The following is a 15,857-nucleotide window of genomic DNA, read 5'->3' as shown; positions in this document are numbered from 1 at the left end:
GTCTCCAGCGTGCCCGTCGTGAGGCGCGGGCGGTAGCCATCGAGCGAAGAGGCCCTCATCCACCGACCGGCGGATGAGGACCTCTTTCGCGTCAGGGACGGATGCTCAGCGCGAGGTGTTCTCGTCTGCCTCGACGACCTCGATCGTGATCTTGCCGTCGATCGTGGCGGCCTCGTCGTCGAGCAGCTCGTCGTCGAGTGCCTCGTCGCCGCGGAACTCCTCGACCTGCGTGTCGGCGTCGAAATCGTCGTCGGACTCGTCGACGACCTCGGCGTGCACGGTCTCGAGTTCGTCGTCCGCGGCCTCGTCGAAGACACTGGCGTCCGACGCCGCGACCGACGTGCCGGCGGCGGAGGCCGACGTGGGCGCCGCGTCGCTGAAGACACCATCGGGACGGATGAGCTCGCGCACCTCGGCCATGAAGCTGGCGAGCTGCTGCTGCTGCCAGCGCAGCTGGCGAGCCTGGTCCTCGGCATCGCGCAGCACCTGCGAGGTGTGCGAGGTGACGGAGTCGACGATCTTCTGCGACTTCACGCGCGCACGGTCGAGCGTGTCACGGGCTCGCACCTGAGCATCCGCCTCGATCGTCTGCGCCTGCGAGCGCATGAGGCGCTCGGAGTCGTCGGCCTTGCCCGAGATGCGCTGGGCGTGCTCGAGTGAGGTCCTGACCTGCTCGTTGGCGTCGGCGGTGACGCGCTCGGCATGGGCGACCGCCTGATTGTGCAGCACGAGGAACTCCTGCTGCGCATCGTCCTGCCGACGGGTGAGGGTCTCTTCGAACTCGAGCACCCGCGCGTTCATCTCGCGAACCTCGCGCTCGGCATCCGTGCGCAGCTGAGTCGTCTCTCGCGTGACGAGCGAGCGGAGCGCAGCGGCACCCTTCTCGGCCTCGGTGCGGATGGCGGTGGCCTCCTGCGTCGCCTGGTGCACCTTCTCGGCGGCGTGCGCCGCCTCGCGCTCGATGGTCGCCTCGTGCGCGGTGTACTCGGTGTCGATCTTCAGTCGGATCTGGTCGGCGTCGTGCTGAGCCTGCGAGATGATGCGGGTCACGTCGGCGTCGGCCTCGGCGCGCTGTGTGGTCACCTCTTCGCGGGCGGCCTCCATCAGGCGGTCGGCCTGCACCGCGGCGTTCTGGATGAGCACGTTCGCCTGATCCTCGGCGACGCGGAGGATCGTCTCGAACTGCTCGCGCGAGGGCGCATCCTGCCCGTCGGCACGCGGGGTGTCGACCAGCTCGTTGGTGAGAGTCAGCACCTGCTGCTCGGTCTCGGCGGCCTTCGCCTTGACGGTGGTGATCTCGGCCTCGAGCTCGTCGCGGGCCGAGCGCTCCTCATCGCGGATCGCCTCGACGGCGTCTTCATGCCGCGCCTCGGCCTCGGCGAGATCGGCCTTGGCCTGCTGCAGCTGGTTGCGCAGCGTGCTCAGCGCGGAGTCGACCTCGGCCTTGTCGTAGCCGCGGAACGATGCCGTGAAGCCGGACTGCTCACGAGGGCTCTCTTCGATCAGCTTGTCGAAGAAGTCGGGCGTGCGGTCGTTGGAGGGGGTTTCGCTCATGGGTCAGCCTTTCCGGCGCAGGTCACAGACACGGAAACTGTGAGGAGAAGTGGTGCCGTCGTGGTCCGACTACGGGCGTGAGTCAGTGGTCGTCGGCACTGGACAGCCTAGTTGCGTCAGGCGGATTCCGCTCGGCCGAGTTCGCTCGTGACGGCGATCCCCTCCGCGGCAGCGCGGGCGGTGAGGAGTGAACGCAGGTCGTTCCAGAACGACCCGCCCTGTGGCATACCGAGATACTCGCGTGCGCGCTCGATCTGCATCCTCGTGGTCGTGCCGTCGGCGACGAGCCGGACGATCGCATCATCGGGTTCGACGAAGCGGATGCCATAGCCGCCGTCGGTCAGCGGAGTGAATTCTCGTGGACGTTGCAGGACTATCGCGTCGACCAGCTCGCGGACGACGGGCTCGGGTGCGTGCACGACGACGGTCGTTCCGAGGTCGCGGAGGGCGTCTGCGCGGCGAGACTCGACCAGCCGACCCTCTGCGCGGCCTCCCGCCGAGGCGGTCGAACGCCGGACCCACCGAGGGAGGAAGATCGCGAGCACGATGATCGCGGCGATCAGCACGACGAAGATGAGCGGGTTGTCCACCGTTACAACCTAGGCGTCGAGAGCGGGCGGTCAGCCAAGGAGCACCATGACGAGCACGAGTACGGGCAGGCATCCGACCGTGGTGAGGAAGACGGTGTCGCGCGAGATCGTCTCGCCGACGTCGTAGCGCTGTGAGTAATTGAAGACGTTCTGTGCCGTCGGGAGCGCGGCGAGGACCACGACGATCAGCACCTCGGCGGGGGAGAGCCCGAACACGAACTCGGCCACGACCCAGGCGATGAGCGGCATCGCGATGAGTTTCAGACCGCTCGCGACAAGGACGTCGCGGCGTCGACCGGAAGCTCCCAGAACCCGCTGGCCGTGCAGCGAGATGCCGTAGCTGATCAGCAGCACGGGCACGGCGGCGTCGGCGATGAGCTGCGCGGGCTCCATCACGATCTCGGGCACCGGGATGCGGAACACCGAGACGAGCGTGCCGAGCACGGACCCGATGATGATCGGATTCGTCGCTGTGCGCACGAGTGTCCTGCGCAGCGAGGCGCCGTCACTCGTGATGGCGTCGAGGATCATGAGCGAGATCGGCGTGAACACCAGCAGCTGCAGCAGCACCACAGGTGCCGGATACGCCGCGCTGCCCAGCAGATACAGGGAGAGAGGGATGCCGATGTTGTTCGAGTTGACCTGGCCGGCCGACAGCGCGCCGATCAGGGTCTCGCCGGTCGAGCGCTTCCACCAGAACCGGGCGATCAGGACATGGATCGCGATGACGGCGATCGCGGCGATCGCGGAAACCGGCAGCAGCGACGAGAACAGCATCTTGGCGTCGGCGTGAGCGAGCACGGTGAACAGCAGGAACGGCGACAGGACGAAGAAGATCAGGCGTCCGAGCACATGACGTGCGTGCGGACCCAGCAGATCGATGCGCCCGATGACGTATCCCAGGATGATCGCCACACCCACGACGGCGAATCCGGTGAGAGTCTCGAGCACCCTTCGAGGTTATCCCCTTACCAACCGGCGGGCGGCGAGTCAACGGTCGAGGCGTCATCGGCGTCCGCGGATCGTTCCCCGTACGCTGAAGACACGTCGAGCCGCCACGCGCCGCTCTCCGTCGGTCGAACCAGACGTCGTCCTCGGGTTCTCTCGGTCTCGAGCACGAAGATGGGAGTGGGCGCGCCTGCGTGCCTTCTCAAATACGACTGCTCCGGTCCCCCTGTTCGGGCATGGGGGGCCGGAACCAACTCCTCCGGTCATCGCCCCGGACGCATCACACCTCTGCGTCTGAGTCTCGGCGTACGCGACGGTTGTGCAGTCCGATGACGGCCAGAGCTGCGACCGGTCCGGCCAGCACGACCATGGCGATCCACTGCCAGCCGGAGGTCCCGACCAGCACCGCCCCGAGGACGATCAGACCTGCCCCGAGGGCTCTCATCGGCACGGTTCCGCGAGGACTGATCGGCGGTCTGCGCTCGAAGGGCAGATGTGCCGTCGGGTTCGCCGAGATCGTCCTGCCGAGGGCTGTGTGGAACAGGACGATTCCGGCGACGGCGGCGATCACTCCCACGACGAACATGATTCGACCGTATCAATGCGCCGCAGGCGGCGACCTGATCAGGTCGATCCGCGCACGATCAGACGTGTGGGGAGCACGATCGGCGTCGCGGACAGCTCGTCGCCCCTGGCTGCGCCGGCGAGAGCAGTGACTGCGGCGCCAGCCATCTCTCGGATCGGCTGACGCACCGTGGTGAGACCGGGGCTGAGCCACCTCGCGCCGCGAAGATCGTCGAAACCCACCACGAGCACGTCATCGGGGATGCCTCGCCCGGTCGCGGCCGCGGCCGCATACACGCCGGCTGCCAGCTCGTCGGAGCACGCGAAGACGCCCAGGCGTTCACCCGGCCCGACTGCTCGGAGCAGCGGGATCATCGCATCGCGGGCTGCAGCCGTTCGCCACGCGGACTGGACGACGGTGATGCCTGCGCCCGGGGCCGCCTCACTCATCCCCTCACGGAATCCGGCATGTCTCGTGCGGCCGTAGCGGTAGCGAGGACGCCCGAGCAGCACGGCGAACGACGTCGCGCCGCGCTCGACGAGGTGGGCGGCCGCAGCGCGCCCGCCCTCGTGATCGGTGGTTCGCACGCTCGTGAGCCCTCGCGGATCGTCGCTCCGCGGATCCATCAGGACAACCGGGATCGAGGCATCCGCCAGGGTGCCGAGCTGCGACGCCGTGGGCGAGATCAGCCCGAGCACGACCCCGGCCGACCCACGGCGGCGGATGCGCAGCGGCCAGTCGTCGTCTGGGTGGTCGCGCTCCTCCGTGAGAACCAGGTCGTAGCCGGCGTCGGCCGCGGCGCTGCGGGCGCCCGCTGTCACCTCGTCTGAGTAGTCGTCGCCGTAGGCCCCGAGCACGAGGTCCAGGAGGCGCGCAGATCGAGTCGGGCGGCCGCCGGCCGACGGCTCGCGCACATAGCCGACCTCCTGCGCGGCGGCGTGCACTCGCCGACGGGTGGCCGCCGCGAGATCGCCGCGCCCGGTCAGCGCGCGTGATGCCGTCGCGACGCTCACACCGGCGGCGTCGGCCACGGCGGCGAGCGTCGCCCGTCTCGGCCTGGCGACGTCTGGGTGATCGGGCATGGACCCACCCTTGCGCGATGCGAGGTTTTGCGCAAACTTCTCGACGTCGACGACGTCGAATGGCATCGTCGAGGTCAGGAGGGTGAGATGACGACGACGACACCACCGCTGCGGGTCGCGATGATCGGCACCGGCTTCATGGGGCGGATGCACTCGCAGGCCTGGAACACCGCCCCACGATTCTTCGAGCTGCCGCTCGCGCCGCAGCTCGCGCTGCTGGTCGGGCGCCGCTCCGACGCGACTGCCGACGCCGCCGCACGGTGGGGCTGGTCGGATCACTCGCTCGACTGGCGCGAGGCCGTCGACCGCGACGACATCGACGTGATCGACATCTGCACCCCGGGAGACACCCACGAGGAGATCGCGCTCGCGGCGCTCGCCGCAGGCAAGCACGTGCTGTGCGAGAAGCCCCTCGCCAACACGGTGGCCGAGGCCCAGCGCATGACGGTGGCGGCTCTCGAGGCATCCGAGCGCGACGGCGTCGTGGCCATGTGCGGCTTCAGCTATCGCCGCACACCTGCTCTCGCCCTCGCGCGGCAGCTGATCGCCGAAGGGCGCATCGGCGAGATCCGCCACGTGCGTGCGCAGTACCTGCAGGACTGGCTGAGTGATCCCGATTCTCCGCACACCTGGCGACTCGATCGTGACCGGGCGGGATCCGGGGCGCTGGGCGACATCGGAGCGCACAGCATCGACACCGCGCAGTGGCTCGCCGGACAGCGGATCTCGGCGGTGTCGGCCGCGCTGCGGACCTTCGTCGATTCGCGTCCCCGGCGCTCGAGCGTCGAGGGGCTCGGGGGCAGTGCCGACGATGCGTCGGACCGGCTGCCCGTCACGGTCGACGATGCTGCGGCATTCACCGCTCGATTCGACGGTGGAGCCTTGGGAGTGTTCGAGGCGACGCGCATGGCCACGGGGCGACGCAATGCGAACCGCATCGAGATCAACGGCGATCGCGGATCGATCGCCTTCGACTTCGAGCGCATGAACGAGCTCGAGGTGTACGACGCGGCGGCCGACGTGGCCCAGGGGTTCCGGCGTGTGCAGGTCACCGAAGCGCAGCATCCGTACGCCGGTGCCTGGTGGCCCGCAGGGCATGGCCTCGGCTACGAACATCTCTTCACGCACCAGGCGGTCGACTTCGTGCGGGCCGTGGCGGGCGAACCGACGGGATCTCCGGGATTCGCCGAGGCCGCCCAGGTGCAGCGGGTGCTCGCTGCCGTCGAGACCAGTGTGGAGCACGACAGCATCCTCACCCCGGTCGATACCGATGACGGCACCGATACCGGAATCCATTCCGGCGAAGGAGATCTTCGATGACACGCACTGCTCTCGTCGTCCGCGGCGGCTGGGACGGGCATCACCCCGTCGAAGCGACAGAACTGTTCCTGCCCTTCCTGCGCGACAACGGATTCGACGTCGCCGTGGAGGGCGACCCCGAGGTGTACGCCGACGCGGCGCGCATGGCGGAGGTCGACCTCGTCGTGCAGTCCGTCACGATGTCGCAGTGCTCGAACGAGGCCGTGCGCGGACTGCGCGACGCTGTCGCCGCCGGCACGGGACTCGCGGGGTGGCACGGCGGGATCGCCGACTCGTTCCGCGCGAGTTCCGACTACCTGCAGCTCGTGGGCGGACAGTTCGCGACGCACCCGTCCAAGCATCCGGACGAGGTCGTCGGAGATCAGACGGACAACTACCTGGAGCACACGGTCGCGCTCACCGAGCTCGGGCGCACCCACGAGATCACGCGAGGCATCGAGGACTTCACGCTCACCACGGAGCAGTACTGGGTGCTGCACGACGACCTGATCGACGTGCTCGCGACCACCACGCATCCCGTGCAGCCCTGACCACCCCTGGCATCGTCCGATCGTGTCGCCGGCGATCTGGACCCGCGACTGGGGGCAGGGCCGGGTGTTCGTCTCGACACCAGGGCACAGCCTCGACGTGCTGCAGCACAGCGACGTACGCACCGTCATCGAGCGGGGAATGCTGTGGGCGGCGCGGTGATCGGCGTCGGCATCGTCGGCCTCGGCGTGATCTCGGAGCAGTACCTGGCGACCCTGCTCTCGGCGCCGGTCGTGCGCATCGTGGCGGTCGCAGATCTCGACCTCGATCGGGCCCGGTCGGCAGCGGATCGCATCGAGGGATGCCGCGCACTCACCACCGCAGAGCTCGTCGCCGCGCCGGACGTGGATGTCGTGCTCAACCTCACCGTGCCCGCCGCGCACGCCGAGGTCGCGCTCGCCGCGATCGCGCACGGCAAGGCCGTCTACGGCGAGAAGCCTCTCGCCGCCACCTTCGAGGAGGCGGCTGGGGTGATGGATGCGGCGACCGCCGCGGGTGTGCGACTCGGCGCGGCACCCGACACCGTGCTCGGGGCCGGCCTGCAGACCGCACGCGCCGCGATCGATGAGGGGCTGATCGGCCGACCGACGTCCGCGTCGGCGATGTGGGTCTCGGCGGGTCACGAATCGTGGCATCCGCATCCCGACTTCTACTACCGCCAGGGCGGCGGGCCGCTGCTCGACATGGGCCCCTACTACGTGACGGCACTCGTGCAGCTGCTCGGCTCGGTCGTCGCCGTCTCGGGGGCGGCATCGCGGTCGAGGGACGAACGCGTGATCGGCTCGGGCCCGAGAGCGGGCGAGAGCATTCCCGTCGAGGTCGACACCCACCTCACCGGCATCCTGCACCATGCGTCGGGGGCGATCTCGACGGTCACGATGAGCTTCGACGGGGTGCGCTCGACGGCCTCGCCGATCGAGGTGCACGGGGTGGACGGATCGCTCCAGGTGCCCGACCCCAACGGCTTCGCCGGCGAGGTGCGGCTGCATCCACGTGGCGGAGAGTGGCAGGTGCTTCCGCCGTCGGCGGGGTTCGTGGGATCCGGTCGCGGTGTCGGCCTGATCGACTTCGCGAGAGGCCCGGGGCGAGCAGGCGGCGCGATGGCGCTGCATGTGCTCGAGATCATGTCGACTCTCTCGGTCTCCGCGCACTCGGGTGTGCGGGAGAGGCTGTCGACCACGGTCGAGCGGCCGGCTCTCGTGCCGTTGACCCCGGCAGACGAGTGGCGCGGCGCGTGAGTCGCGCCGCTCGGCTGCGGCGGTCGGCGTAGCCTGGCCGCATGACCTCCACAGCCCGCACGACCCTCGAGGTCGCCGACTGGCGCCGTCGCGTCTTCGCCCTCTACTCGGCCGTGCGGCACGGCGACTCCCCGGAAGAGGCGCACGAACTCTGGCGGATCGAACGCGACGAGCTGATGCTGCACCACCCGGCGACGCCCCTGCTGCCCGATGATCGGCTGCTCTTCGAAGGGCTGCCGATCGCCTCGTACGATCCGTCCTGGCGCTTCGAACTCCCGATCCTCCCCGCCGAACCGGGTGGGTTCGAGTTCGCGACGGGCACTGACGGTGTCGTGCCGTTCGATCGGATCGGGCGGGTCGAGGTGCCGGACACCGGCTCGCTCGACGTCTGGCGGCTGACGACCTACGGCGGCGGTCTGTTCATCCCGGTGCGCGATGCCCTCGCCGGCGCGTCGGGGGGAACGTACGGGGGAGGGCGCTATCTGATCGACACGATCAAGGGCGCCGACCTCGGATCCGATGCCGAGCGCGGAACGATCGTGCTCGACTTCAACTTCGCGTACAACCCCTCGTGCGCCTATGACCCCGCGTGGGCGTGCCCGCTCGCGCAGCCGGGCAACGTTCTCGACGTGGCCGTGCCGGTCGGCGAACTCTTCGCGAAGTGATCGCGCCGTCAGGCGCGCGTCACGCCTGACGGCGCCGCGTGCGGTGCTCAGTCTCCAGCACGGATGCTCGAGGGCCAGCGCGGAAAGGGGTCATCGAGCTCGGGCCAGCCGGCGGCCGCTGCCATGAACTCGGAGTCCGAGACCGCGGCCCTGTCGAGGGCCGCGGAGAGTGCCGCGGCATCCAGATCGACGCCGATGAATCCGATGTCCTGTCCGAGAGCGAGCACCTCACCGTCGAAGCCCTCGTCGCGCGCCAGAGGTTCGAGCGAGATCATCTGACCGACGTGGTCCCAGCTTCCGACGATGCCGGGGCGGGTGGCGAGCCGGCAGAAACCGGCGGAGCGCAGGATGGCTCCGAAGTCACCGCCGGGGAACTGGTCCTGCAGCAGCTGGTGCAGACGGCCGGGGTGGAAGGGCCGCAACTGCTCGTAGCGGAAGGCGCTGACCCGGATGTCGCTCATGTGCGGTCGATGTTCGTCGTTGAGCAGATGCACCCAACCGGGCTGATTGTCGATCTGCGAGAATGCGGAGGGCGGGGCAGCATCCGACGTTCGATCCAGGCGCAGCCTGGCGGCCGGAGCGAGGTGGCTGAGGGTCGCGAGCAGCACCGACAGATCCCTCGTCGCGACGTCGTCCCAGTCGGTGATCACGATCGTGCTCGCGTGCTCGATGTGCTGAGTCATGCGCAGTGAGCGCGCCACGAACAGCGGCGGGTGACTGTTCGCGACCGACACGTAGTCGTCGACCAGGAGATCGTCGAAGAAGGATGCCGCCTCGACGACGCACACCAGTTCGGCGAGGGCGATGTCCTCCTCGTCGTCGAAGACTCCGATCGTGGTCTCCACCGACGCCTCTGCCGGCAGCTCGATCACCATTCGGTCGAGTGCGGCGGCTGCGCCCGTGGCGCGGAGGGTCGCGAGCGTGTCATCCGATCGGATGTCGGAGAGCATCTCGGCGGGGACGTGGGAGCAGCGCTGTCGCCGCGCGACGCGGCGCGCGATCGCCGCTCGGGAGTCGGGGCGGAGTCCGGCGACGACGGTGATCTGGGTGGTGCTCACGTTTCTCATTTCCGTTCAGGCGCTTCGGGGCCTATCTTGAAGATGATAACGGTTCTCAATAAGGAGAGTGCAATGAAAGTTCGAGCATCACTCAAGTCGCTCAAGGCGCAGCCCGGGGCGCAGGTCGTCAGACGGCGCGGCCGGGTGTTCGTGATCAACAAGCTCAACCCGAGGTTCAAAGGTCGACAGGGCTGAGTCGCACCCGGTCTCGGTGCTCAGAAGCGCAGCAGGCTGCGAATGGCGAGAACGGCGCCGGCGCGAGCCCACTCGGTGAATTCGAACGGCTGCACGTCGAGCGGCACGGGCAGCGCGCTCGGCATCCGTGTCGTCTCGATCGTCTGCATGACGGTCTCGCCCTGCAGGTCCATCACGGCGAGGCCGTCGCCGGTCAGCACGATCTTCTCGGGGTCGAGTCCGTTGAGGATCGTCCCGATGATGATGCCGAGCGCGCGTGCTGCATCGCCGAAGGCGCGAAGGGCGATCGGGTCGCCCGCCCGCGCCCGCTCGACGGCACCGTCGTAGTCGAGATCGGCGGCGGCGTCGGCATCGGCGTCGCGGATGGACTGAACGATGCACGCACTCGGCAGGTACGCGCTCGCGCAGCCGTGATGCCCGACCCCGCACTCGGGCCCCGTGGTGTCGACCAGCAGGTGGTCGAGCTGTCCGGCGCGACCGTTGTGCCCGGTCACGACTCGCCCGTCGACCACGAGTCCGAAGCCGATTCCCGCGCCGACGGTGACGAGTGCCAGCGAATCGCACCCCGCCCCGGCGCCGAACCAGTGCTCGGCCGCGGTCAGGGCGCGCACGTCGTTGTCTGCGGTGACGGGGATGCCCAGGCGTTCGCTGAGCAGCGCGGCGAGGGGCACGTCGTGCCAGCGCAGGAAGTACGAGGCGACCACGATCTGCTGTCCGTCGACGGTCGCGAGGTCGCCGGCCAGGCAGACGCCGGCGGCGTGGATGTCGGTGAACGTCTCGGAGAAGCGCGCGTGGATCCTGACGATCTGGTCGATCGTGTCCTCCACCGAGTTCGAGACCAGAGGCTCCTCGATCGAGGCCACGAGCCGAGCGCCGAGGGTGGTCACGACGGCGAACACCGCATCGCCGGTGAGCTTGACGCCGAGCAGATGGTGCTCTTCCTCACTGACGACGAGCATCTCGCTGGGGCGACCCATGGCCCCGCGCAGGGTGATCTCGTCTTCCGCGATCAGCGAGTTCTCGACGAGGAGGCGCGTGGCGCGGGTCATGCTCGCCCGTGACACCTGAAGGCGCCGCGCCAGCTCTGCCCGAGGCAGCGGGCCGTGGATCAGCAGCTCGCGCAGCGCTCCGCGCTCGACGCCAGTCAGGTGGGGCCAGGTACGCAGCTCCGCGCCCGTGTCATGCTCGGTCACCTGTCCTGCTTTCGGTTCATCGACACCCGGATCTTACCTCCGGGCTATACTGGCCTCACTTTGTAAACTTAGGTAATAAAGTAGCTCGACGCAAGGATGCTCATGGCACTTCGACTTCTCCACGACAACTGGACCCTGACCCCCGTCTCCGGCTCGATCCCGCAGGAGATCGCACACGCGGCGGTCCCCGCGACCGTGCCCGGCTGCGTGCACACCGATCTGCACCGGGCCGGTCTCATCGACGCGCCGTTCGACGGCGACAACGAATCTGCGCAGCAGTGGATCGGCAGCTCGGTCTGGCGCTACGAGACCGAGTTCGAGTGGCACGACGACGGATCGGACCGCCACGACCTCGTCGCAGACGGCCTCGACACCGTCGCCGCGATCGAGGTGAACGGGCGAAGGGTCGCCGAGACCCAGAACCAGCATCGAGGCTACCGTTTCGACCTCGGAGAGCATCTGCGCGACGGCGCCAACACCCTCGCGATCACGTTCCGCGCTCCGGTCGACGAGGCCGAGTCGCGCAGCGCCGAGCACGGTCCGCGCCCGCACGTGAACCATCACCCGTACAACGCCCTGCGCAAGGCCGCGTTCAACTTCGGCTGGGACTGGGGGATCGACGTGGCCACCAGCGGTATCTGGCGACCCATCGGCCTGGACAGCTGGTCGGGTGTGCGCATCGCCGCCGTCAGGCCACTCGTCGACCTCGCGCGACGCGAGGGCGGCGTCGACGGAGTGCTCGACGCGCACATCGACCTGGAGTGGTCTGAGGTCTCGACGGGAGAGCCGGTGCTGGTGACGGCCACGGTCGGCGGGGTGACGGTCTCCGAGCAGGTCGCGCAGGGCGTGGCCGGGATGGTGCTGCGGGTCGCGGTCCCCGATGTGCGTGTCTGGTGGCCCGCCGGTCGCGGCGACCAGCCGCTCTACCCGGTCGACATCGCCCTCGAACGGGCCGGTGCAGACGTGGACCACTGGTCGTCGCGCGTCGGATTCCGCACCGTGCGGGTCGACACGACACCGGATGCCGAGGGCAGGCCCTTCGGGCTGTTCGTGAACGACGAGCCCATCCAGGTGCGCGGCGCGAACTGGATCCCCGACCATGCTTTCGTCACCGAGATCGACGCGGATCGGTATTGGCGTCGGGTCGGGGATGCGGTCGAGGCGAACATGAACCTCCTACGCGTGTGGGGCGGTGGTATCTATGAGTCCGACGACTTCTATGCGGTGTGCGACGAGGCCGGCATTCTCGTGTGGCAGGACTTCCTGTTCGCCTGCGCCGCGTATGCAGAGGAGGAGTGGCTCGCCGACGAGGTCGAAGCCGAGGCCAGGCAGGCGATCACGAGACTCAGCCCGCACCCCTCGCTGGTGATCTGGAACGGCAACAACGAGAACATCTGGGGGCATGAGGACTGGGGCTGGAAGGAGCCGCTGGACGGTCGCACCTGGGGCCTCGGGTACTACCTCTCCCTGCTGCCCGCGCTCGTCGCTGAGCTCGACCCGACGAGGTTCTACTCGCCGGCCAGCCCGTACTCCTTCGACGAGGAGCTGCATCCCAACGACGAGTCGCACGGCACCATGCACATCTGGGATGTGTGGAACACCCTCGACTACTCCGAGTACCGGCGTCACCGCCCGCGCTTCGCGTCGGAGTTCGGGTTCCAGGGGCCGCCCGCGTGGACGACCCTCGTCGATGCGGTGCACGACGACCCGCTCGACCCCTACGGGCGACAGATGCTCGTGCACCAGAAGGCGGCAGACGGCAACCTCAAGCTCGAGCGCGGAATGACGGGTCATCTGCCCGAGCCGCGGTCGATCGAGGAGTGGCACTGGGCCACGCAGCTCAACCAGGCGGCTTCCGTGCGGTTCGGCATCGAGCACTTCCGCTCGCTCTCGCCGCGCAACACCGGCGTGATCGTCTGGCAGCTCAACGACAGCTGGCCCGTCGTGTCGTGGGCGGCGGTCGACTTCGCCGAACGCCGCAAGCCGCTCTGGTTCGCGCTCCGCGATGTGTACGAGCCCCGTCTCGCCACGTTCCAGCCGCGTGAGTCGGGTCTCTCGCTCGTCGTGCTCAACGACACCGCCGAGCCCTGGCGGGGCGAGGTCGTGCTGCAGCGCACCACGTTCGACGGGCGAGTTCTCGCCGAGTCGGTGCTGTCGCAGTCGGTCCCGGCCCGCGGCGAGGCGACCGTCGTTCTCCCGTCCGAGCTCACTGATTTCGCCGACCCGGCCGCCGAGATCGTGGTCGCCCGCCTCGACGGCTTCGCCACCGCCGTGCACAACCCGGTCGAGCTGGTCGCGCAGCAGCTCGACCCGGATGCTCTCGAGGTCGAGGTCCGCGCGGCCGAAGACGCACCTGACGTGACGCTCGTGCACGTGACCGCCCGCGCGTATGTGCGGGACATCACGCTGCTCGTCGATCGGTTCGCCGCCGACGCGACGGTCGATCGCGGACTCGTCACCCTGCTCGCCGGCGAGACCGCCGTGTTCCGCGTCACGGGCTCGGGGGATCCGGCGATGCTGCAGGATCCCGCCGTGCTGCAGCACGGCAACGCGCTGCTGCGCGGGCGCTCGCTCGCGCTGTAGTCCACCCCGGAGGGTCTCGCCCGGCCGATCGCGCAGAGCGACCGGCCGGGCGATTCCCGTGTGTCAGCGAGAGCTCGTCACACTCGCACGAGGTGCAGCACGACCGCCTGCGCGGGCCAGAAGGGCGGGATCTGCAGGCCCACGGTGCCCAGCACCTGTCCCGACAGCGTCACGCCCCCGGACTTCAGCCACTCGGGGGTCGCGAAGCCGTGCGGTGCCGCCCCGATCTCGTCACGCACCCTGAGGCGGTACCGCGCATCGGGGTCGAGTCCGTGCAGTCGGATGCGCTCGGGCAGCGAGTCTTCAAGGGTCGCGACGCTCGCGATCGTGAACACGGCCTCGGCTCGGTCGACGCTCACCGCACCGACGACTCGAAGCGCGGGGTCGCGGACGTCGGCATGCACGGCGGTCCCGGTGTGGATCGTGGTGCGGAGTTCTTTGTAGAGCGCCGCCCATCGGCGCAGGATCTCGACCTCCTCGGGGGTGCAATCGGCGATGTTCCACTCGAAGCCGGCGGATCCCATGAGGCTCGTCGCGAGACGGAAGGCGAGAGAGGTCGTGCGGCCCGACGAGTGCGCGGTCGTCGGACCGACGTGCCCACCGACCAGTTCGGGCGCGAGCAGCAGCTGAGTCCACCGTTGGATGTCCTGCCGTTCGACCGGATCGTTCGAGTCGCTCGCCCACACCCGATCGGCGACGTTCAGCACGCCGAGGTCGCTGCGTGCTCCACCCGACGAGCAGGACTCGATCTCGAGCCCCGGATGCCGGGACTTGAGCTCCGCCATCATCCGGTACGTGGCGAGTGTCTGGGCGTGCGTGCCGGGGGCCCCGTCGTGCTCGGCCTCGACCAGGTCGCGGTTGTGGTCCCACTTGATGAAGTCGATGCCGAGCTCCGACACCAACGAGTCGATGCGGCCGAAGATGTGGTCGTAGACCTCGGTCCGCGCGATGTCGAGCACGTACTGCGACCGCCACGAGAGTCGCGCCGGGGTCGGGAGGTGATCGGCCGGGTGCAGCAGCCAGTCGGGATGCTCGCGGGCGAGGTCGGAGTCGAGGTTGATCATCTCCGGCTCGAACCAGAGACCGAACTCCATGCCGAGCGCGTGCACGTGATCGGCCAGCGGGCCGAGCCCGTCGGGCCAGACCGTGCGGTCGACGATCCAGTCGCCGAGGCCGCTCCGGTCGTGGCGCCGTCCGAGGAACCACCCGTCGTCGAGCACGAACCGCTCGACGCCCACGTGCGCCGCGCGGTCGGCGAGAGTGCGCAGGAATGCCGGATCGTGGTCGAAGTACACGGCCTCCCAGGTGTTCAGAACCAGTGGCCGCGGGCGGATCGGATGCTGCGGGCGTGCGCGCTGGAACCGGTGGAAGCGCGCGGACAGCCCATCGAGTCCCGCATCCGACCAGGCGAAGTACGCGGTCGGGGTCGTGTAGGTCTCACCGCCCCGCAGGGTGACCTCGCCGGTGCGCAGCAGTTCGCCCGCGCCCAGGACGTCGACCGAGTCGGGCAGCCGATCGTTGCGGTACGTGACGTCGGCGCTCCAGCCCAGATGTACGCCCCAGAGCTCGCCGTCGCGGTCGCGCGGCGGATCGATCGAGACGAGGTAGAGCATCGGTGAGTCGTGTCCGCCGCGGCCGCGCCGCGTCTGCCGCGCGGTCGACCCGCGGGGGATCGAGGTCGTCTGCGGGGCCTTCTCACGGGTCCATCGCCCCGAGAACGTGGTCAGGTGGTCGACGGCCTTGGGCGTGGGCAGCGTCGCTTCGAGCCAGCCGACCGAGAGCCCGCCGGTGGCGTCGTCGTCGCGCAGGGTCGAGGTCAGCGCGTGCTCGACCGTGATTACTCCGCCGACCTGGATCTCGATGGTCGACGAGAGGTGCATACCGTTGCGGGTGTCGTCGGCGACGATCGCGAGCGCATGTCCGTCCTCGGACGCGGAGCAGTCGACCCGATCCCATCGGGGGTGCACGGGGAGTCCGCCCCGTGAGACGGCGAGTCCTGGGCGGCCCGCCCATCCGTCGCGGTCCACCGGCAGGATCGAGGCCTGCCAGGCGGCGTCGAGATCTCCCGACGAGTGCTGACGGCTGACGGCTGCGGCGAGATCGTCGAGCTCGTCGGCTGACACCGTTCCGAGGTCAGCGCCCCAGAACAGCACCTGGGGGAGGCTCGTGGTCGCCCCCTCCGGTGCGGGGCCCGCCGAGTGCTCGATCAGCAACGAGACGCCGTCACGACGGAGGTGGGTGAACCGCGCTTCGGCGGACGTGCGCGCAGGGTCGGTGCTGTCGCGGCGCGCAGCGTCGGTGCTGTGCGCGGGAGGAAGTGCGAGGTCGGTCATGGTGC

The 15,857-nt window shown here is 69.2% G+C and carries 13 protein-coding genes and 1 pseudogene; 6 read left to right on the top strand and 8 right to left on the bottom strand.

The window, feature by feature from the left end; all coding sequences use genetic code 11:
* Positions 1 to 105: 105 nt before the first annotated feature.
* The 5 genes from ACZZZN_RS12795 to ACZZZN_RS12775 form a co-directional block, all read right to left on the bottom strand.
* Positions 106 to 1,554, bottom strand: a complete 1,449-nt coding sequence (locus ACZZZN_RS12795) for a cell division initiation protein (protein ID WP_463505517.1) — start codon at positions 1,552 to 1,554, stop codon at positions 106 to 108.
* 116 nt (positions 1,555 to 1,670) lie between these two features.
* Positions 1,671 to 2,144: a hypothetical protein gene (locus ACZZZN_RS12790; RefSeq protein WP_463505516.1), complete on the bottom strand. Its 474-nt coding sequence runs from the start codon at positions 2,142 to 2,144 to the stop codon at positions 1,671 to 1,673.
* Positions 2,145 to 2,174: 30 nt separating this feature from the next.
* Complete coding sequence (locus ACZZZN_RS12785; protein WP_463505515.1) at positions 2,175 to 3,095, bottom strand: AEC family transporter; 921 nt, start codon at positions 3,093 to 3,095, stop codon at positions 2,175 to 2,177.
* 277 nt (positions 3,096 to 3,372) lie between these two features.
* The gene (locus tag ACZZZN_RS12780) at positions 3,373 to 3,678 is read right to left on the bottom strand and encodes a hypothetical protein (protein WP_463505514.1); all 306 of its coding nucleotides are present in this window, start codon (positions 3,676 to 3,678) and stop codon (positions 3,373 to 3,375) included.
* A 38-nt stretch (positions 3,679 to 3,716) separates the two neighbouring features.
* On the bottom strand, positions 3,717 to 4,739 hold the full coding sequence (locus ACZZZN_RS12775) for a LacI family DNA-binding transcriptional regulator (protein ID WP_463505513.1): 1,023 nt from the start codon (positions 4,737 to 4,739) through the stop codon (positions 3,717 to 3,719).
* Between the two features lie 87 nt (positions 4,740 to 4,826).
* Here ACZZZN_RS12775 and ACZZZN_RS12770 point away from each other — a divergent pair, with 87 nt between their 5' ends.
* From ACZZZN_RS12770 to ACZZZN_RS12755, 4 genes and pseudogenes are all read left to right on the top strand, one after another.
* Positions 4,827 to 6,059 carry a Gfo/Idh/MocA family protein gene (locus tag ACZZZN_RS12770; RefSeq protein ID WP_463505512.1) on the top strand — a complete coding sequence of 411 codons (1,233 nt, stop codon included), beginning with the start codon at positions 4,827 to 4,829 and terminating at the stop codon, positions 6,057 to 6,059.
* Positions 6,056 to 6,749, top strand: a pseudogene (locus ACZZZN_RS12765) (ThuA domain-containing protein). The gene ACZZZN_RS12770 and the pseudogene ACZZZN_RS12765 overlap by 4 nt, the downstream one beginning before the upstream one ends.
* Positions 6,734 to 7,825 carry a Gfo/Idh/MocA family protein gene (locus tag ACZZZN_RS12760; protein WP_463505511.1) on the top strand — a complete coding sequence of 364 codons (1,092 nt, stop codon included), beginning with the start codon at positions 6,734 to 6,736 and terminating at the stop codon, positions 7,823 to 7,825. The pseudogene ACZZZN_RS12765 and the gene ACZZZN_RS12760 overlap by 16 nt, the downstream one beginning before the upstream one ends.
* A gap of 41 nt (positions 7,826 to 7,866) precedes the next feature.
* Positions 7,867 to 8,490: a DUF1684 domain-containing protein gene (locus ACZZZN_RS12755; protein ID WP_463505510.1), complete on the top strand. Its 624-nt coding sequence runs from the start codon at positions 7,867 to 7,869 to the stop codon at positions 8,488 to 8,490.
* 47 nt (positions 8,491 to 8,537) lie between these two features.
* Here the strand turns inward: ACZZZN_RS12755 and ACZZZN_RS12750 are convergent, their stop codons facing one another.
* Positions 8,538 to 9,548, bottom strand: coding sequence for a GTP-binding protein (locus ACZZZN_RS12750; protein WP_463505509.1), 1,011 nt, complete (start codon positions 9,546 to 9,548; stop codon positions 8,538 to 8,540).
* A gap of 72 nt (positions 9,549 to 9,620) precedes the next feature.
* On the opposite strand from ACZZZN_RS12750, the gene ykgO reads away from it, so the two are divergent.
* The gene (gene ykgO, locus ACZZZN_RS12745; RefSeq protein WP_301133481.1) at positions 9,621 to 9,743 is read left to right on the top strand and encodes a type B 50S ribosomal protein L36; all 123 of its coding nucleotides are present in this window, start codon (positions 9,621 to 9,623) and stop codon (positions 9,741 to 9,743) included.
* Positions 9,744 to 9,763: 20 nt separating this feature from the next.
* On the opposite strand, the gene ACZZZN_RS12740 is transcribed toward ykgO, so the two are convergent.
* On the bottom strand, positions 9,764 to 10,936 hold the full coding sequence (locus ACZZZN_RS12740; protein WP_463505508.1) for an ROK family protein: 1,173 nt from the start codon (positions 10,934 to 10,936) through the stop codon (positions 9,764 to 9,766).
* Between the two features lie 102 nt (positions 10,937 to 11,038).
* Between ACZZZN_RS12740 and ACZZZN_RS12735 the strand changes: the two genes are divergently transcribed.
* Positions 11,039 to 13,519, top strand: a complete 2,481-nt coding sequence (locus ACZZZN_RS12735; RefSeq protein ID WP_463505507.1) for a glycoside hydrolase family 2 protein — start codon at positions 11,039 to 11,041, stop codon at positions 13,517 to 13,519.
* Between the two features lie 77 nt (positions 13,520 to 13,596).
* Here the strand turns inward: ACZZZN_RS12735 and ACZZZN_RS12730 are convergent, their stop codons facing one another.
* Positions 13,597 to 15,852: an alpha-galactosidase gene (locus tag ACZZZN_RS12730; protein ID WP_463505506.1), complete on the bottom strand. Its 2,256-nt coding sequence runs from the start codon at positions 15,850 to 15,852 to the stop codon at positions 13,597 to 13,599.
* Positions 15,853 to 15,857 lie beyond the last annotated feature (5 nt).

Source organism: Microbacterium sp. AC145, assembly GCF_979258505.1.
The sequence above is the reverse complement of the archived record's forward strand: the minus strand, read 5'-3'. Positions and strand labels throughout refer to the sequence as shown.